This is a genomic window from Streptomyces sp. ISL-66, from assembly GCF_018614135.1.
GTDB lineage: Bacteria > Actinomycetota > Actinomycetes > Streptomycetales > Streptomycetaceae > Streptomyces.
Map to the genome: position 1 here is coordinate 1 of NZ_JAGGOW010000055.1, position 17907 is coordinate 17907.

At 71.6% G+C, this 17907-nt stretch carries 13 protein-coding genes and 1 pseudogene; 8 read left to right on the top strand and 6 right to left on the bottom strand.

Features of this window, described 5'->3' with window-relative positions:
* A partial coding sequence (locus J7E97_RS11815; RefSeq protein WP_308346467.1) for a hypothetical protein occupies positions 1-938 on the top strand: 938 nt, incomplete at its 5' end.
* A gap of 54 nt (positions 939-992) precedes the next feature.
* On the opposite strand, the gene J7E97_RS11820 is transcribed toward J7E97_RS11815, so the two are convergent.
* The gene (locus J7E97_RS11820) at positions 993-3980 is read right to left on the bottom strand and encodes a bifunctional [glutamine synthetase] adenylyltransferase/[glutamine synthetase]-adenylyl-L-tyrosine phosphorylase (RefSeq protein ID WP_215025554.1); all 2988 of its coding nucleotides are present in this window, start codon (positions 3978-3980) and stop codon (positions 993-995) included.
* Positions 3981-4210: 230 nt separating this feature from the next.
* Between J7E97_RS11820 and J7E97_RS11825 the strand changes: the two genes are divergently transcribed.
* The gene (locus J7E97_RS11825) at positions 4211-6589 is read left to right on the top strand and encodes a PIG-L family deacetylase (protein WP_215025558.1); all 2379 of its coding nucleotides are present in this window, start codon (positions 4211-4213) and stop codon (positions 6587-6589) included.
* 345 nt (positions 6590-6934) lie between these two features.
* On the top strand, positions 6935-9028 hold the full coding sequence (locus J7E97_RS11830; protein WP_215025560.1) for a PIG-L family deacetylase: 2094 nt from the start codon (positions 6935-6937) through the stop codon (positions 9026-9028).
* A gap of 42 nt (positions 9029-9070) precedes the next feature.
* On the opposite strand, the gene J7E97_RS11835 is transcribed toward J7E97_RS11830, so the two are convergent.
* The 3 genes and pseudogenes from J7E97_RS11835 to J7E97_RS11845 form a co-directional block, all read right to left on the bottom strand.
* Positions 9071-9661 carry a histone deacetylase gene (locus tag J7E97_RS11835; protein ID WP_215025586.1) on the bottom strand — a complete coding sequence of 197 codons (591 nt, stop codon included), beginning with the start codon at positions 9659-9661 and terminating at the stop codon, positions 9071-9073.
* A gap of 298 nt (positions 9662-9959) precedes the next feature.
* A pseudogene (locus tag J7E97_RS11840) lies at positions 9960-10064 on the bottom strand (glutamine synthetase); the annotation flags it as partial.
* Positions 10055-11845, bottom strand: a complete 1791-nt coding sequence (locus J7E97_RS11845; RefSeq protein WP_215025563.1) for a cytochrome P450 — start codon at positions 11843-11845, stop codon at positions 10055-10057. The gene J7E97_RS11845 and the pseudogene J7E97_RS11840, both read right to left, overlap by 10 nt.
* Before the next feature lie 302 nt (positions 11846-12147).
* On the opposite strand from J7E97_RS11845, the gene J7E97_RS11850 reads away from it, so the two are divergent.
* A complete protein-coding gene (locus J7E97_RS11850; protein ID WP_215025566.1) occupies positions 12148-13101 on the top strand; it encodes a site-specific integrase in 954 nt (317 codons plus the stop codon).
* 74 nt (positions 13102-13175) lie between these two features.
* Here J7E97_RS11850 and glnA read toward each other — a convergent pair whose 3' ends face one another.
* The gene (glnA, locus tag J7E97_RS11855) at positions 13176-14537 is read right to left on the bottom strand and encodes a type I glutamate--ammonia ligase (protein ID WP_215025569.1); all 1362 of its coding nucleotides are present in this window, start codon (positions 14535-14537) and stop codon (positions 13176-13178) included.
* A 184-nt stretch (positions 14538-14721) separates the two neighbouring features.
* On the opposite strand from glnA, the gene J7E97_RS11860 reads away from it, so the two are divergent.
* The 4 genes from J7E97_RS11860 (at position 14722) to J7E97_RS11875 (ending at position 17285) form a co-directional block, all read left to right on the top strand.
* Positions 14722-15225: a hypothetical protein gene (locus J7E97_RS11860; protein WP_215025572.1), complete on the top strand. Its 504-nt coding sequence runs from the start codon at positions 14722-14724 to the stop codon at positions 15223-15225.
* A 67-nt stretch (positions 15226-15292) separates the two neighbouring features.
* Complete coding sequence (locus J7E97_RS11865) at positions 15293-15946, top strand: DUF3105 domain-containing protein (RefSeq protein ID WP_215025574.1); 654 nt, start codon at positions 15293-15295, stop codon at positions 15944-15946.
* On the top strand, positions 15919-16698 hold the full coding sequence (locus J7E97_RS11870) for a DUF305 domain-containing protein (RefSeq protein ID WP_215025577.1): 780 nt from the start codon (positions 15919-15921) through the stop codon (positions 16696-16698). Before J7E97_RS11865 ends, J7E97_RS11870 begins: the two co-directional genes overlap by 28 nt.
* Positions 16699-16865: 167 nt before the next feature.
* The gene (locus tag J7E97_RS11875) at positions 16866-17285 is read left to right on the top strand and encodes a CBS domain-containing protein (protein ID WP_215025580.1); all 420 of its coding nucleotides are present in this window, start codon (positions 16866-16868) and stop codon (positions 17283-17285) included.
* Between the two features lie 77 nt (positions 17286-17362).
* On the opposite strand, the gene J7E97_RS11880 is transcribed toward J7E97_RS11875, so the two are convergent.
* The coding region (locus J7E97_RS11880; RefSeq protein WP_374224136.1) for an alpha/beta fold hydrolase at positions 17363-17907 on the bottom strand (545 nt) is incomplete at its 5' end.

Below are 17907 nucleotides of genomic sequence, written 5' to 3' on the forward strand. Positions count from 1 at the left end.
GGCCCGGCGGCCGCCGGATCGGCGCGCAGGGCGACGCGTTCGAGCTGGACCTGCGGGAATGGATGGCCCGGGGCGCCGAGGGCGTACGGCCCGCGGCCGTGCCGTATCCGGAGATCGTCCGGCAGGGCCGCACGGAGCAGCGGCGGCGCCGGCTGGCGGTGGCGGGAGCCGCCCTGTTCGTGCTGGCCGTCCTACCGGCCACGGCGCTCGCCCTCGCCGGCACCAGCGGCGGCCCTTCGGAGCAGGTGTCCGCGGCGGGCGGCGGACCGGGACCGACCACGTCCCCGCCGTCCCCCCAGCCGCCCCCGGGGCCTGCCGCACCCGCGACTCCCGGGCAGCTCGCCGACGGGATCACGCTCCAGGAGGCGGCCGCCGGGCTGGAGATGTGCCTCGACGCCGACCGGACGTACTCCGCGGCGCCGGAGAACCAGCGGCCGGACCCGGGCCGGCCCGCCGACTACCGGATCCTGCTCGCCCAGCGCAGCACCGGCAACGACAACTCCCCGGGGGACGGGCAGCTCATCGTCGCCGTCAAGGACGCTCCGTCACAGCCCCGGCTGATCTGCTCCGTCAAGGAAGGCCGGGCCTCCAGCTGGAACTCCTCCTCCGGCGGGAGCGGGAAGCCCGAAGGCGGAGCCGCGGTGGCCCCCGACATCAACGCGGGCAAGCTCTACCTCCAGCGGCTGCGCTCCGAGGGCGCCTGGAGGCTGCCGTACCGCTGGGGCAGCATCGGCACCGTCACCTCCGACGTGGCCCGGATCACCGTCAGCTACGGCGGCGCCACCGTCGAAGCGGCCCTCGACCGCGGCTGGTTCGCCGCCACCGGCGTCCTGGACCGGCCCGTCACCACGGCCCCGCGGATCCGGGGCTACGACGCCCAGGGCCGGCAGATCTACGACTCCGACCAGGACAAGGGCTACGACAAGCCCCTCCCGTAGCCCGCGGGGGCACGCGTAGGGCTTCGCCGCCGTACAGGGGTCGGCGGCGAGGCCCTACGCGCCGTAGAACAGCTCCTCCACCACGGCACGCGCGCGGCGGGTGATGCGGCGGTAGTCGTCCAGCATCTCGCCGACCCGGCCCTCCGGATAGCCGAGGTAGCGGCCGACCGCCGCCAGTTCGCGCGTGTCGGAGGGGAAGGTGTCCCCGGCGCGGCCGCGGACCAGCATCACGGCGTTGCGGACCCGGGTGGCCAGCACCCAGGCCTCGTCGAGGATCTGCGCCTCCTCCGTCGGGATCAGCCCGGCCGCATGGGCGGCGGCCAGCGCCTCGCGGGTCCGGGTCGTGCGCAGGCCCGGTTCGGCCCAGGCGTGCCGCATCTGGATCAGCTGGACGGTCCACTCGACGTCGCTGAGGCCTCCGCGGCCCAGTTTGGTGTGGAGGGTCGGGTCGGCGCCGCGGGGCAGGCGTTCGGATTCCATCCGGGCCTTGAGCCGCCGGATCTCGCGTACCGCGTCCTCGCCGAGGCCGTCCGTCGGATAGCGCAGCGGGTCGATCAGCTCGATGAAGCGGGCCCCGAGCTCGGCGTCGCCCGCGATCGGTTCGGCGCGCAGCAGGGCCTGGGACTCCCAGGTCAGGGACCAGCGGCGGTAGTAGGCGGCGTAGGAGGGGAGGGTGCGCACCAGCGGTCCGGAGCGGCCTTCGGGGCGCAGGTCGGCGTCGATGAGCAGCGGCGGGTCCGCGGTGGGCAGCTGGAGGAGCCTGCGCATGTCGGCGACGACGGCCTGGGCCGCCTTCGCGGCCTCTTGTTCGTCGACGCCTTCGCGGGGTGCGTGGACGAAGAGGACGTCGGCGTCGGAGCCGTAGCCGAGCTCGTGGCCGCCGAAGCGGCCGACGCCGATGATCGCGAAGCGGGTGGGCAGGGTGTCGCCCCAGTGGCCCTGGACGGCGGCGCGCAGGGCGCCGGCGACGGTGGCGGCGGTGAGGTCGGAGACGGCGTTCCCGACCCGGTCGACCAAGGCTCCGTGGTCCTCCTCGGCCGGGCTGTCCTCCGTACCGTAGGAGCCGATGATGTCGGCGGCGGTGGTGCGGAACAGCTCGCGGCGGCGGACTCCGCGGACGGCGGCCACGCCCGCTTCGGGGGTCTCGGCGCGGCCGACGGCGGCGAGCACCTCTTGTTCGAGGGCTTCGCGGGTACGGGGCAGCAGGCCTTCGGGGTCGCCGAGCAGGGCGACGGCTTCGGGGGCGCGCATCAGGAGGTCGGGGGCGAGGCGGCCGGCGGACAGGACGCGGGCGAGGTTCTCCGCGGCGGCGCCTTCGTCGCGCAGGAGCCGCAGGTACCAGGGGGTCTTGCCGAGGGCGTCGGAGACCTTGCGGAAGCCGAGGAGGCCGGCGTCCGGGTCGGCGGAGTCGGCGAACCAGCCGAGGAGGACCGGCAGCAGGGTGCGCTGGATGGCGGCCTTGCGGGTGACGCCCGAGGCGAGCGCTTCGAGGTGGCGCAGGGCGGCGGCCGGGTCGGCGTACCCGAGGGCTTCGAGGCGCTGGCCCGCGGCGCGGGGGGAGAGCCGGGTCTCGCCGGGGGCGAGCTGGGCGACGGCGTCGAGGAGCGGGCGGTAGAAGAGCTTCTCGTGCAGGCGGCGGACGACGGAGGCGTGCCGGCGCCAGGCCTTGTTGAGCTCGGCGACGGGTTCGGTGCGCAGGCCCATGGAGCGGCCGAGGCGGCGCAGGTCGGCCTCGTCTTCGGGGACGAGGTGGGTGCGGCGCAGCCGGTAGAGCTGGATGCGGTGTTCCATGGCGCGCAGGAAGCGGTAGGCGTCGTTCAGCTGGGCGGCGTCGGCGCGCCCGACGTAGCCGCCGGCGGCCAGGGCGTGCAGGGCGTCGAGGGTGCTGCCGGAATGCAGGGTGGCGTCGGAGCGGCCGTGGACGAGCTGGAGGAGCTGTACGGCGAACTCGACGTCGCGCAGGCCGCCGGGGCCGAGTTTCAGTTCGCGCTCGACCTGGGCGGCGGGGATGTTGTCGACGACGCGGCGGCGCATCTTCTGGACGTCGGCGACGAAGTTCTCGCGTTCGGCGGCCTGCCAGACGAGGGGGGTTATGGCTTGGATGTACTCGGCGCCGAGCGTTTCGTCGCCGGCGACGGCGCGGGCCTTGAGGAGGGCCTGGAACTCCCAGGTCTTGGCCCAGCGCTGGTAGTAGGCGAGGTGGGAGGCGAGGGTGCGGACGAGCGGACCGTTTCTTCCCTCGGGGCGGAGGTTGGCGTCGACGGGCCAGATGGTGCCTTCGACGGTGGTCTCGGAGCAGATCCGCATGAGGTGGGAGGCGAGGCGGGTGGCGGCTTGGACGGCCTCGCCCTCGTCGGTCCCGGGTGTGGCGTCGCCCACGAAGATGACGTCGACGTCGGAGACGTAGTTCAGCTCGTGGCCGCCGCACTTCCCCATGGCGATGACGGCGAGCCGGCAGGCGGCCGCGTCCGCGGGGGCGGCGGCAGCGGCGATGCGCAGGGCGGCGCGCAGCGTGGCGGTGGCGAGGTCGGCGAGCTCGGCGGCGGCCTGGGCCACGTCGGTGGTGCCGCAGACGTCGCGGGCGGCGATGGAGAGCAGGCAGCGGCGGTAGGCGACGCGCAGGGCTACGGGGTCGTGGGCGCCGGCCAGGCCCTGTTCGAACTCGGGGAGCCCCGGGTGCAGGTCGGCGGCCTCGTAGGTGACGAGGGCCCGCCAGTCCTGGGGGTGGCGGGCGAGGTGGTCGGCGAGGGCCTCGGAGGCGCCGAGCACGCCGAGGAGGCGGTCGCGGAGGGGTTTGGCGCTGACGAGCGTGTCGAGGAGGAGGGGCCGCTCGTCGTCGCTCTGCGCCTCGGCGAGCCGGACGAGTCCGAGGAGGGCGAGGTCGGGGTCCGCGGTGGCTCCGAGGGCGTCGAGGAGCACCGGATCGGTGCGTACGGCGGCCAGGGCCCCGGAGTCGAGCAGCCGGGTGGCGGCGGCGAGGTCGGTGAAGCCGCTGCGCAGCAGCCGGCTGAAGGTACTGCTCCTGCGTCCCGGGACTGTCATCCCGCCGCCTCCCGCGTACGTCGGCTGCTCTGCCTCTGCCTCTGCCTCTGCCCTGGCCGGGCGGTTCGCGGGTCCCGTGGTCGCGGGTGCGGTCCGTGATCGCCCGGGGAGAGCCTAGCCGGAGCAGGCCTTCGGCTCACCGACCCGTACGATGGGGCGGATTGTCAGATTATCCGGAGAATGCGACGTGATGGGGCCCGCTCCCCGCCGACCGGCCTGGAGGAGTCCCGATGCCCGAACCCGTGTCCCGGGACGACTCCGGCCTGCGCGGTCGCGGCCCTGACGACTCCCGCCCGCGCCACTCCGCCCACCACGGTTCCGGCCCACGCGACTCCAGCCCACGCGACTCCAGCCCGCACGGCTCCGGCCCACGCGACTCCAGCCCGCACGGCTCCGGCCCACGCGACTCCGGCCCGCACGGCTCCGGCCACCACGGCTCCGGCCCGCACGGCTCCGGCCACCACGGCTCCGGCCACCACGACGCCGACGCCCCGCGCCCGGGGACCCGTACCCGCCGGGCCAGGCTCGTCAAAGTCGTCGGATTCTGCGCCGCCACCGCCGCCGGCACCATGCTCGTGCTCCGGGGCAACGACGCCCTCCAGGGCCTCACCACCATCGGCGCCCCCCTCTCCCAGGCGTCCGTGCCGGCCGCCGCGCCCGCGGACGGGCCCGATCCCGGCCGGGTGCTCCAGATCGTGGCGCACCCCGACGACGACCTCTACTTCATGAACCCGGACCTGTGCTACTCCATAGCCTCCGGCCACCCCGTCACCTCGGTGTACCTCACCTCGGGCGAGGCCGACGGCGTCAACGCCGGCTCCGACGAGCAGTCCACCACCCCGCCCGACAAGCCCGCCTACGCCGAGGCCCGCCAGAACGGCATACGCGCCGCCTACGCGAAGATGGCCACCGGAAACCGGGGCAGTGCCTGGAAGCGCACCGTCATACCAACCGGGGGCGGCGGCCACGCCGAGCTCGACGTCCTCGTCGCGAAGCCCGCGGTCAACCTGGTCTGGCTGCAGCTGCGCGAGGCCGGCAACGTCTACGCGGAACGCCCCGACAGCCTCCACGGCCTCTGGGACGGCAAGGTCCCCCGCCTGGAGTCGATGCTCGCCTCCGGCACTCCGGTCAAGCAGGACTTCGCGTACACGAAGGACCAGGTCGTCCAGACCCTCCTCGGAGTCCTGGAGCGCTACGAACCGACCACCATCCGCTCGCAGGACCCCTCCCCCGGCCGGTTCCCCGGCACGAAGCGGTACACCGACCACCAGGACCACTTCTACGGCGCCCGCTTCGTCCAGGTCGCGCTCGGCGCGTACGCGCAGGACGTCGAGGCCCAGGACCGTCCGCACTTCGCGGTGCAGAACTACCTCGGCTACTTCAACGGCTCGCTCCCCAGCGCGCTCGACCCGGACGAGGCCAAGGAGAAGCTGGACATACTGGACACGTACGCGTGGACCGACAAGCAGAACCACTGCGGCAGCGTCGCGGGCTGCGGTGACCTCAAGGTCGCCGAGCACCCCCAGGGCAACAACTGGACCTCCTCCATCAACTACGCGCGCGGCACCAGCACCTCCTGGCTGACCTCCGACAAGGAGTACGGGCTGTGGGCGTTCAAGGTGCTCGACGGGCGGCTCGCCCTGTGGCACCGGGCGGGCCTGCTCGGCGAGTGGAGCGGCCCGCGACTGCTCCCCGGCGCCCCCGGCACCCTCATGGACCAGGGGATCTCCACCGTCACGCTGAAGGACGGCCGGATCGCCGCCTTCGGTACCCGCACCTCCTTCGGCGCCGGGCCCGCCGACTACAAGCGCGAAATCGTCTACACCGTCCAGCAGGAACCCGGCTCCGAGGAGTTCGAGGACTGGACGGTGCTCGGCACGCCGGAGGCCTGCGACGAGGACTGGACCTCCGACATCAGCGCGCCGGCGGTGGCCGTCGACGGCTCGGGGCAGCTGGCGGTCTACGTCCGCGACGGCGCGTACACCCTGCGCGGACGGGTCCAGTCGACCGACGGCCACTGGGGTCCGTGGGACCACCACGGCGGCTCCGACCTGCACGGCAGCCCGGCCGCCGCGACCGACGGGGCCGGCCGGCGCGTCGTCCTGGCCGCGACCACCAAGACCGTGCTGGGCTGGGTGCAGCCCGAGCCGGGCGCCGCGCTGGGTCCGGCCACGGCGACCGGACTGCCGGACACGGCCCTGCCGATCACGGCGGAGGGGCGCGAGGGCGGCGTGCGGCTGTGGTTCCGCAAGCCGGGCTCGGGCAACGTCCGCACCGCCCTGGTCACGGTCGACGGCAAGCTCAAGGTGAGCGGCCTCGCCGACCTCGGCGGGCTGTCGGGCTTCGGCTCGGTGACGGCGAGCGGCCACCTGCTGGCCGGACGGGCCTCGGGCGGGCAGCTGGGCTCGGACGTCGGGTGGGGGCGGCCGTGGGAGCGGTCGCCGCTGATGTTCGTCGGAGCGCCTTCGTCGACGATGACCGGCAAGAGCATGGTGAGCCTGGCGGTGGTGGGGCTGGACGCACGGCTGTACGTGACCTCGTCGGCCGACGACGCGGACGCGCACCTCGCGCCGTGGCGGCCCGTGGGACCGCGGACGGCGGGGCCGTAGACGCCCTGAGGGGCAGGGGCACATGGGCGCAAAATATCCCGTATCACTGATATATTGGACCTCTCGGATATTAGTCACATCACTCAATCAACGCCCCTTATCGGGGCGTTTTTTGGTATACGGCGGGATGAACGGCGTCCACATACCGGTCACATACGCGTACGAAGCGCACACACGGCACCCTTGCAGACGGTCACTTCCGGAAATCAGAAGTCATCGGCCGACTAGGTGAACCAAGTTGCCCGAATTGGCCTCTCATTGACTGACCGACACCGACTGGCCGACCCTGACCGACGGCTGCTCAGCGGTCCTCTCTTCCGCCGGAACGACCCCAAGGCGCAACCGATGCCCGTATCCCGCCGCCGCTTCCTCCTCGCCACCGTGCTCCCGATGCTCACCGTCGGCGTCACCGGCGTGCTCGCCGTGGCCTCCGGCCAGCAGACGGCCGCCGAAGGCAACCCGGGGACGGATCCGGCGGCCGCCCTGCCCGCGAGCACCACCTCCGGATCGGTCGTCCAGGTCGTCGCCCACCCCGACGACGACCTCTTCTTCATGAACCCGGACCTCAGCCGCTCCCTGCTGTCCGGCACCCCGCTCACCACCCTGTACCTCACCTCCGGCGAAGCGGACGGCCGCAACGAGGCCGGCGGCGGCGCGGCCAAGGACCCGGAGCAGCCCGCCGACCGCGCCCACTACTCGGAGGCCCGGCAGAACGGCATACGGTCGGCCTACGCCGAGATGGCCACCGGCGACCGCACCAGCGCCTGGCGGCGTACGGTCATACCCACGGCGGGCGGCGGCCAGGCCGAGCTCGACGTCCTCATCGCGAAGCCGAACGTCAACCTCGTCTGGCTCCAGATGCGCGAGTCCCGCGCCCCCGTCGCGGACACCGCGGACAGCCTGCGCGGCCTCTGGTACGGCCGGATACCCGCGCTCGCGCCCCAGCTCGCCTCCGGCACCCCGGTCAAGCAGGCGCACACGTACACCAAGGACCAGGTCATAGCCGCGATAGCCGGGATCCTGGAACGGTACAAGCCGACGACGATACGGATGCAGGACCCGACGCCGGGGCGGTACGCCCACACCGGCAGGTACACCGACCACCAGGACCACATGTACGGGGCCCGGTTCGCGCAGGCCGCGGCTGCCTCGTACGCCGCGCGGGTGCCGGTCGGGCAGCGGCCGCGCTTCACCGTCCAGAGCTACCTCGGCTACCACAACGGCAGCCTGCCGCACGCGCTGGACCCGCAGACCGCCGAGACGAAGACCGGCTTCCTCAAGACGTACGCCTGGCACGACAAGCAGAACTACTGCGGCTCCCCCTCCGGCTGCGGCGACCGCAAGGTCGCGGGCAGCCCGACCGGCCACAACTGGGCCCAGTCCCTGCGCTATGCCCGCGCCGACAACGCCTCCTGGCTGACCCAGGGCACGACCGGCCGGCTGTACGCCTTCGCCGTCCTCGACGGACAGATGGCCGTCTGGAGCCGGGGCGCCGGCACCGGCCCCGGCGCCGCGTGGCAGGGCCCGGCCCTGCTGCCCGGCACCGGCATCGACCCGGGCGCCACCACCACCCGCCTCCCCGACGGACGCGTCGCCGTCCTCGCCACCCGCACCGTCTTCGGCCAGCGGCCGCAGGACTACCGGCGCGAGATCGTCTACGCCGTCCAGACCGGGCCCGGCGGCCCCTTCGGGACATGGGTCCCGCTCGGGACGCCCGAGGCGAACGACGAGGACGGCACCTCCTCGATCAGCGCGCCTTCCGCGGCCGCCGACCGGGACGGCCGCCTGACCGTGTACGTCCGCGACGCGCACCGCACCCTGCGTGCCCGTGTCCAGCAGGCCTCGGGCAGCTTCGGCGACTGGCAGCGCCTCGGCGGCGCGGACCTGCAGAGCGACCCCGTGACGGCCACCGACTCCGCCGGACGGCGCCACCTCTACGTCGCCACCACCCAGTCCGTGCTCGCCTGGATCCAGCCCGCTCCGGACGCCCCGCTGGCCGGGCCCTTCCCGACCGGGCTCCCGGCCACCACCGTGCCCCTGACCGCGGCCCCGGAAGCCGCGGGCGTCCGCCTGTACTTCCGGCGCCCCGACTCGGGCGTCGTGCGCACCGCCCTGGTCACGGCGGGCACGGGCACCGCGAAGCCGGCCGTCTCCAGCATCACGGAGGCCGGCGGCCGGGCCGGCTACGGCGCGGTCGGCGTGGCCGGCCGCCTCCTGTCGGGCCGCGCCGACTCGGGCACCGTCAGCACGACGGGCCTCGGCGGCCCGCCGGCGTGGACGGAGTCCGCGATGCTGTTCGCGGGCGCCCCGGCGGGCACGCTGGAACAGGGCGGCGCCACCACGACGGTGGTCCTCGGCCTGGACGCGGAACTCCACGTCACCACGGCCCACCCCACCCAGGCCCGGCCGGTCTGGCACCGCGCGGTCCCGCCGGCGTGACCCCGAGCCGCACGCACGGGGCCCCGCCCCCGGCGGCGGGCCTCAGCGGCCGGCGTCGCCCGTGAGGAGCTCCAGGACGTGGGCCGGGGTCCAGTTGCCGGCCGCGCCGGGGCAGGCGGACAGGTACTCGGCGATGTCCTGCTCGTCCCACGGCCCCGATTCCAGCAGGCCCCCGGCCAGGTATCGCAGGTACGCGGCCGAGGGCATGAGCGGCTCGACATCCCGGAGGGTCCACGGCGCGGTGAGGGTCAGCAGCGGGATGCCCTCGATCGTGCCCGGGCAGATCAGCGTCTCGTAGCGCCCGGGCCCCAACGCGTCGCGTCCCCGGCGCAGGACCGTGCTCAGGTCGAGGTCCGTGCCCGGTTCCCCGTACATCTCCTGCGCGGCGATGTCCGACAGCTGCCCCACGGTCACCAGATGGGCCCGCGCCCGCATGCGGCCGGGCGCCGTCGGATCGTAGAAGCCCCTGCCCCCGGTCCACACCGGCGACTCGGTGGCGAAGTAGAGGCGTCCGTCGAGCTCGACGGCGACGGACCGCTCCGGCGCCCGCCGGTCCCGGCAGCCGGGATACGTGCGCGCGGCCCCGGGCGGCCTGCCGCCGGCGAGGTAGGCGGCCAGCCGGTCCATGTGCATGTTGGAGCCGTACGACGCGTACCAGACGCGCTCGGGGCCGACGGGGGCCGCGGCTCCGGCTCCGGCTTCGGCTTCGGCTCCGGCTCCGGCTCCGGCTCCGGCGGGGAGGGGGACCGCGGTGTGGACGACCATGCCCCCTCCCTACGGCGCGAGCCACTCCGCCTGTCACCACGCCTGGCGCCAGTGCACCGATGTTCAGTACATCGGAGTAAACAGCTCGGGGCCGACGGCTGAATGCCGTCGGCCCCGTAAGTTGCCCTGAAGGTGGTTCCGGCCCCGGAGGGCGTCTGACCCGCGCCTACAGCACCGGCATCATCTTGCGAAGCTCGAAGGCCGTGACCTCGCTGCGGTACTCCTCCCACTCCTGCTTCTTGTTGCGGAGGAAGTCATGACTCACATCCTCGCTGGCCAGAGGCACTTTCCGCTGTTTTGACCAACTGCCGGACGGCTCGCTTCGTGAAAGCGCGAGGTTAGCGGCTGGAGTCTCACGGGAATACATGAAGGAACAACGGCAACTTTCGCAGTGAGGGTCATGACTGCGTCATTAACCGGTTCCACAGAAAATGCTCTGAGGATGTGGGACAAGAGCGCAATGCAGAGTTGTTCTGCAGCCTGACTGCCGATGCAATGGCGGGGACCGGCACCGAATGGCAAGAAATCTGCCAGGCTAGCCCCCTCCTCGAACCTGCTCGGATCAAATCGGAGCGCTTCCTCGAATATCTCGGGGTTGACGCCAATCGCCGGTTTCGCCCAAAGGAGATTCGTTCCGGCTGGTATGAGGATCCCGCCCTCTTCGACGTCTAGGCGATCTGAACACTTGGAGCTGAACGGAACCGGGGGGTGAAGTCTCAGCGTCTCGTAGAACACCGCCCGCACCATCTCTGACGCCTCCTTGTTTTTCCTGGGTTCCCCATCCCCTGCAGGAGCCCAGGAAGCCTGCACCTTGTGCTGAATTTGCGGATTGTGCGATAGTTCGATAAGAGATTGAGTGATGGCGTATGTCATGGCGTCGGTACCACCAAGTACTAGCGACATCACTTCTTCGATTCGCTGCCGCCGCCTCCAGCCATCCTCCTTTCTTATTCGCTCAGCGACAGTCGCGCGATCTTCTCCAGCGCCTTTGGTGGCGACAGGGCACCCTCGATTATCCAACATCGCGCTTAGGGTTGAAGCCAGATACCTGTACGCGGATCGAGTCTGAAGGGTGCGGTGCAGGAAGATGAAGCGGCGGAAGGGTGGATGGAAAGCGCGATAGCCGATCTCTTCTTCGATTCGCCCGAGGCAATCCAGGTACCTGGGAAGATCAGGAGAACGCCAGGATGTCCCAAAAAGTAGACGTCCCAGAGAGTTGGCACTCCAGCTTTGCACTTCACGGAGGAGGGTCGTCGGGCTTTCGGGATCCCCTGCCCCGTCCGCTCCGTTTCTCTCGGTGAACTGAACGGCGAATGCGTCTGCCTCGTGCTTGAAATGGCCTAGCGCGGTCCTGTTGAGAAGGTTACCGATCGAGCGTCGGTGGCTTTGTAGTTCTTCCCCGCCGGGCATCCCCATCATGCTGATGGGGAGAATGGTTCTATCTGCTTGCCGATTAGAGTCGAAAGATCTGTTATGGAGGTTCTTAGATGCCCTATTAGCTGAAACATAAGGGCGGGAGCCCCACCCTAGGTGAATGCGAACGATCGGCCCATATTTTTCGTGCAATTTCCCCAGGGCTAGATCCCGATGCCCCTGCCCGAACGTCAAAAGATCTGCTAGATTTCCCATGAAGAAGGCAGGCTTCGGACCTGGTATGTGTTGGCGCAGGCGGAATTCTCGATGTCGTTTATGGTAGGCGAGAAAAAGAGTCAAGCCCGACACTGCCGCGATGGGCCCGAAGATCCAAGGCTGCAGATTGGCAATCGCCATCAATGTGGCAGTAACTGCAACAAGAACAAGCACTCCGGTTGCTGTAATGTAAATCGCTAGATACAGGCGGAGGAGGGTTCTGTCGGCTGAGCTTGACGCCCTGGATATTTTTGATCTTGCGTTCGACATGCCTGGCCCCCTCGGATGTTCGGTGTCGGTGGTGACGCTTGCGGTTGTCGTGGTGGGAGCGGTGAAAGCCGTGGAGGAGAGCGAGGCGCCTCCGCCGGCCAGGAGGGTGGCGATCAGGCGGGGGACGACACGTCGGATCCGGGTGGCGGTCATGGGGAAAGGCTCCTCAGGAGAGGTCGTGGAATTCGGTGGGGCGCTTGCCCGTCCGCCGTCTTTCGGCGTCAACCGTCACTCCATTGCGCCCCACCCACGGGCCTGCGGTCACGGCACGGAAAGTCGGGACTTGACAAACCAGCCCACCCGGCTTATAGGACCCGTCAGGGCTCTGACCTGCACACGAGACCTAACCAGAGCTGGTCCGAGGACTGCCAGGACCAGCCGTTCCACACCCAGCCGAGCGTCAGCCACTACCCGCGCCCGACCTGACCTGCCCCGCTCAAGGAAGTGCGGCCCCGGTGCTCGAACACCGGCGCAAGCACGCGTTCCCGTACCTCGGCACGCGGCCGCTCGACTCCTTCCGGCCGGAGCACATCCGCGACCGGCTCAGCGAACTGGAACAGGTCCTGCCGGTCTCCTCGTACCGGCGCGTCATCTTCGCGAGCGTGTCCGCCGTACTCGCTGCCGCGGTGGATGGCGAGTTGCTGGCGAAGAACCCGTGCAAGGCCCGTACAGTCCGGGCGCCTGCGCCGGTCGCTCCGCGGGTCAGGCCGTGGACAACCGAGCGGCTCTTCGCCGTCCGGGCGGCGCTGCCGAAGCGGTACCGGGCAGTGGCCGATGCCGGCGGGGGACTGGGGCTCAGGCAGGGTGAGATCTTCGGCCTGCAGGACGACCCCGAGGACTTCCGCGGTGAATGGCTACGGGTGGCCAATCAGGTGAAGGTGGCGAACGGGCACCTCGTCTTCGGTCCGCCCAAGCGGGGAAAGGAACGGGATGTGCCGCTCCCCCGCCGTATCGGGCAGGTGCTGCGGGAGCACCGCGAGGAGTTCCAGCCGGTGGACGTGAGGCTTCCCTGGCTCAAGCCGGACGGACCGCTCGTCACCAAGCGACTGCTTTTCTCCCTCCCGGGCGGGGGCGCGGTGCTGCGCACCGACTTCAACACGCGGGTGTGGAAGTTCGCCCTCGTGCAGGCCGGCGTCATCCCGGAGCCTCGGCCGGGCGAGCGTCACCAGGCCGCGCGCGAGCACGGGATGCACGCGCTGCGGCACTTCTACGCGTCCGTCCTGCTGGACTCCGGGGAGAACATCAAGGCTCTGAGCACGTACCTCGGACACGGCGACCCCGGCTTCACGCTCCGGGTCTACACGCACCTGATGCCGAGCAGCCACGAGCGCACCCTGCGGGCCGTCGATGAGGTCTACCGGGCGGCCGATCCGGCGACTGACGGCCCACAGACGGCCCAGGAGGGGTGAACGGCTCCGGGCCGACGGCTGAGTGCCGTCGGCCCGGAGTGCCGTGTGACTGGAGTATCACCGCTGACCTGCGGTTACAGCACCGGCATCATCTTGCGGAGCTCGAAGGCCGTGACCTCGCTGCGGTACTCCTCCCACTCCTGCTTCTTGTTGCGGAGGAAGAAGTCGAAGACGTGCTCGCCGAGGGTTTCGGCGACCAGTTCGCTGCGCTCCATCAGGGAGATGGCCTCGCCGAGGTTCTGCGGGAGGGGTTCGATGCCCATCGCCCGGCGTTCCGCGTCGGAGAGGGCCCAGACGTCGTCGTCGGCGCCGGCCGGGAGTTCGTAGCCCTCCTCGATGCCCTTCAGGCCGGCGGCCAGGAGGACGGCGTAGGTGAGGTACGGGTTGGCGCCGGAGTCGATCGAGCGGACCTCGACGCGGGAGGAGCCGGTCTTGCCCGGCTTGTACATCGGGACGCGGATCAGGGCCGAGCGGTTGTTGTGGCCCCAGCAGATGTACGAAGGGGCCTCGCCGCCCGCGCCGGCGCTGCGGGAGGAGCCGCCCCAGATGCGCTTGTAGGAGTTGACCCACTGGTTGGTGACCGCCGCGGTCTCCGCCGCGTGCTTCAGCAGGCCCGCGATGAAGGAGCGGCCGACCTTCGAGAGCTGGTACTCGGCACCCGACTCGTAGAAGGCGTTGCGGTCGCCCTCGAAGAGGGACAGGTGGGTGTGCATGCCCGAACCGGGGTACTCCGAGAAGGGCTTCGGCATGAAGGTGGCGTGGACGCCCTGTTCCAGGGCGACCTGCTTCATGACCAGGCGGAAGGTCATGATGTTGTCGGCCGTGGAGAGGGCGTCGGCGTAGCGGAGGTCGATCTCCTGCTGGCCGGGCGCGCCCTCGTGGTGGCTGAACTCGACCGAGATGCCCATGGATTCGAGCATCGTGATCGCCTGGCGGCGGAAGTCCATGCCGACGTTCTGCGGAGTGTGGTCGAAATAGCCCGAGTTGTCCGCCGGGACCGGGCGCGTCCCGTCGAGCGGCTTGTCCTTCAGCAGGAAGAACTCGATCTCGGGGTGGGTGTAGAAGGTGAACCCGAGGTCGGAGGTCTTGTTCAGGATGCGCTTGAGGACGTAGCGCGGGTCCGCGTACGACGGCGAGCCGTCGGGCATGAGGATGTCGCAGAACATCCGGGCGGTACCGGGTGCCTCCGCACGCCACGGCAGTATCTGGAAGGTGCTCGGGTCCGGCTTGGCGATCATGTCGGACTCGTAGACCCGCGCGAACCCCTCGATCGCCGAGCCGTCGAAACCGATGCCCTCGTCGAAGGCCTGCTCCAGCTCCGCCGGGGCGACCGCGACGGACTTGAGGAAGCCCAGTACGTCGGTGAACCACAGGCGCACGAAGCGGATGTCGCGCTCCTCGAGCGTCCGGAGGACGAATTCCTGCTGCTTGTCCATACCTTCATCCTCGCAGTTCAGACGGGCTGTGCACGACCGCTCCGGGGACCGGGCGCACATCCGGGGCACAGTCGGGGCGGCCCAGTATCCCCAGCCGTGGTTTCCGCCAGATTACGCACCCCGCGAAGCCTGCGGCACCCCCGCACTGACCTTGGGCCCGTCATGAGCATTACCATCTGCGCCCATGGGGGGCCGGAAGCACGCGGAGCGGATACATCGGGGACGCCTCCGACGTCCGCCGCCTCGGCGTGCCGTCCTCCTGCTGGCCTTCGGGATGCTGGCCGGCGCGGTGTTCCTGTGCGCGCGGCCCGGTACGGGGCACGCGGCCCCGGGGCACGCTCGGGCGGGGCACGCTCGGGCGGGGCACGCGGCCCCCGGGCTCGCGGCAGCGGAGTACCCGGCCGCTGGACACCTGACCCTCGGACACCCGGCCGCCGAGCACGTGGCCGGCCGCACCGGGAGCGCGGAGGCGGCGTACGTCTTCTGCGTGTCGCCGCACGAGCTGCCCGGCTGCTCCCCGTTCTCGCACGTGACCCCGGGCGTGCTGCCCGTGCCGCCGCCCGCCGTGGCGGTGGCGGGCGGCGAGCCCGTGCCCGGCGGACGGACCGCGCGCCCCGGGCGGCAGCGGCCGCCCTCGGCGCTCGCGCGCGGCCCCGACCTGTACGCGCTCCGGGTGCTGCGGACCTGACCGTCCCGGCTCCGGCCGCGTACGCGCGTACCTCCTCCACCCCCCTCAGCAGAAGGAACCAGGGCACATGGGCAGCAGCAAGTCCGACGACAACCACTCCCGCCAGGCGCGCATAGCGCGGATGCGCCGCGCCGACCAGATCCGCGACCGGCGCAACAAGGCCATCGCCATCACCGTCTCGGCGGCCGTCGTCACGGGGCTGATCGGCTTCGGCGCGTGGGTGATGATCGACCAGCAGAACAAGAAGGACGAGAAGGTGGCGGCCGCCAAGGCGCCGGTCGACGGCGAGCAGACCTGGGACGCGGCGAAGCTGGGCCGCAAGCACGTCGACACCCCGGTGAAGTACGAGATGAACCCGCCGGTCGGCGGCGACCACAGCCCCCGCTGGATGAACTGCAACGGCGACGTCTACAAGAACCAGCTGCCCGAGGTGAACGCGGTCCACTCGCTGGAGCACGGCGCGGTGTGGGTGACGTACAACGAGAAGGCCGACGGGGCCGATGTCGAGAAGCTCGCCGGGACCGTGGCCAAGACCCCGTACACGCTGATGAGCCCGGACAAGGAGCAGGCCGGCACGATCATGCTCAGCGCCTGGGGCAAGCAGCTGACCGTGGACAAGGCGGACGACCCGCGCGTGGCGCAGTTCTTCACCAAGTACGTGCAGGGCCCGCAGACCCCCGAGCCGGGCGCGGCATGCACGAACGGGCTGGCCGACAAGTGACCCGCCCGGCCCGTACGTACTGGGTCGCGGGCTCGGCCGTCGGCCTCGCGCTGCTCTTCGCGGTCGGGGCCACCGTCGCCGCCGCGAGCGCGGACGGCGACGGGACCGGAGCCGGATCCGGCGGGTCCGCCGCCGGTACGTCCTCCCGCGCCCCGGGGCTCCACTCCGCCGACGCGGGCTTCGCCCGCGACATGGCCGTCCACCACCAGCAGGCGGTGGAGATGTCGTTCATCGTGCGCGACCGGACCGCGGACGAGGCGGTGCGCGGCCTCGCGTACGACATCGCCAACACCCAGGCCAATCAGCGCGGCATGCTGCTGGGCTGGCTGGACCTGTGGGGGCTGCCGAAGGTCGTGGCCGACGAGCCGCCGATGTCCTGGATGGGCACCGGGGGCCACGGCACGAACGGCCACGGCTCGAAGGGCACCGGGGGCACGGACGGCATGGAAGGCCACGACATGGGCGGGGTCGTCACCAAGCCCGGCGCCCTGATGCCCGGCATGGCCACCAAGGACGAGGTGGCCCGGCTGGGCACCGCCGAGGGCCGGGACGCCGAGGTGCTCTACCTCCAGCTGATGGCCGAGCACCACAAGGGCGGCGTCGCCATGGCCCGGGGGTGCGCCGCCGAGTGCGGGATCCCGGTCGAGCGGGCACTCGCGCAGGGCATGGTGGCGGCTCAGCAGTCGGAGCTCGCCCTCATCGCGGACATGCTGGAGCAGCGCGGGGCCGAGCCGGCGGCGCCGAAGGGCTGACCAGGCGGAACGGGTGCCGCGCGGGCCGGGCCGGGGTCCGCGCGGTCACCCGTACGGCCCTGTGTCACCCGTGTGGAGTCGCGTGGTCCGAACGGGCGAACGACGATGGGGACACCGGGGCCGGCGCACCCGCGCCCGGCCGCTACGGCGTTCAGGGAGGATTTCCGATGACTACCGCCGGAGAGATCATGCACCCCGGGGCCCAGTGGATCGACGCCACCGAGACCCTCGACCGCGCGGCTCAGCTGATGAGCCGCCTCAACGTGGGCGCGCTGCCCATCAGTGACGCCGACGAACGGCTCTGCGGCATCCTGACCGACCGCGACATCGTCATCGGCTGTGTGGCCAAGGGCCACGACCCGGCCAAGACCACGGCGGGCGACATGGCCCAGGGCACCCCCCGCTGGATCGACGCGGACGCGGACGTCTCCGAGGTCCTGGAGGAGATGCAGAGCCACCAGATCCGCCGGCTCCCGGTCATCAAGGACAAGCGGCTCGTGGGCATGATCAGCGAGGCAGATCTGGCCAAGCACCTGTCCGACGAGCAGATAGCCGGCTGGGCCGAGAAGGTCTACGCCAGGGGCTAGGAGGCCCCCGGCCGGGCCCCGGCACGTCCCGCGGCCTCGACATGGGCTCCGGCCCGGGTTCGAGCCCCGGGCCCGGGCTACGGCTCCGATGCGTTCAGGACCGCCCGCGCCACGTGGTGGGGGCGGTCCAGCATGACCAGGTGGCCGGCCGGGTCCGCGACCTCGAAGCGGGCGCCGATCCGGTCGGCCAGCTCCGCCTGGCGTGCCAGCCCGCGCAGGGCCGCGCCGCGCGCGGTGCCGTCGTGGCCGGCCAGGACGGTGACCGGCACGGTCAGCGGGTGCTCGGCGCGCAGGGCCAGCACCTCGGCGGCCACGTCGAGATAGCGGGAGTTCTCCAACAGGGCTCCGCGCCAGACCCGGCCGGTCCGGTAGCAGCGGCGTACGAGGTCCCGCGCGGCCGGATCCCCGCGCCCCGGGCCGGGCGCTCCGTACGGGGCACCTGACCCGCCCGGGCCGGGCGGTCCGTACGGGGCACCCGGGCCGCCCAGGCCGGCGGGTCCGTACGGGGCACCCGGCCCGCACGGGCCGTCCTGCTCGTACCCGGTCCCCGCGCGGGAGGCCCGTACGGCTGCCCGCCGGATCCGGGGGCCCAGCGCGGCGGGCAGCCCGGCGGCGGTCAGGG

What these genes read in the sequence shown, in the direction of transcription:
- J7E97_RS11865 (WP_215025574.1), top strand. Translation starts at nt 15,293, where the DNA reads ATGGGCAGCAGCAAGTCCGACGACAACCACTCCCGCCAGGCGCGCATA.
- J7E97_RS11870 (WP_215025577.1), top strand. Translation starts at nt 15,919, where the DNA reads ATGCACGAACGGGCTGGCCGACAAGTGACCCGCCCGGCCCGTACGTAC.
- J7E97_RS11835 (WP_215025586.1), bottom strand. Translation starts at nt 9,661, where the DNA reads ATGCACATGGACCGGCTGGCCGCCTACCTCGCCGGCGGCAGGCCGCCC.
- glnA (WP_215025569.1), bottom strand. Translation starts at nt 14,537, where the DNA reads ATGGACAAGCAGCAGGAATTCGTCCTCCGGACGCTCGAGGAGCGCGAC.
- J7E97_RS11825 (WP_215025558.1), top strand. Translation starts at nt 4,211, where the DNA reads ATGCCCGAACCCGTGTCCCGGGACGACTCCGGCCTGCGCGGTCGCGGC.
- J7E97_RS11845 (WP_215025563.1), bottom strand. Translation starts at nt 11,845, where the DNA reads ATGACCGCCACCCGGATCCGACGTGTCGTCCCCCGCCTGATCGCCACC.
- J7E97_RS11875 (WP_215025580.1), top strand. Translation starts at nt 16,866, where the DNA reads ATGACTACCGCCGGAGAGATCATGCACCCCGGGGCCCAGTGGATCGAC.
- J7E97_RS11820 (WP_215025554.1), bottom strand. Translation starts at nt 3,980, where the DNA reads ATGACAGTCCCGGGACGCAGGAGCAGTACCTTCAGCCGGCTGCTGCGC.
- J7E97_RS11860 (WP_215025572.1), top strand. Translation starts at nt 14,722, where the DNA reads ATGGGGGGCCGGAAGCACGCGGAGCGGATACATCGGGGACGCCTCCGA.
- J7E97_RS11830 (WP_215025560.1), top strand. Translation starts at nt 6,935, where the DNA reads ATGCCCGTATCCCGCCGCCGCTTCCTCCTCGCCACCGTGCTCCCGATG.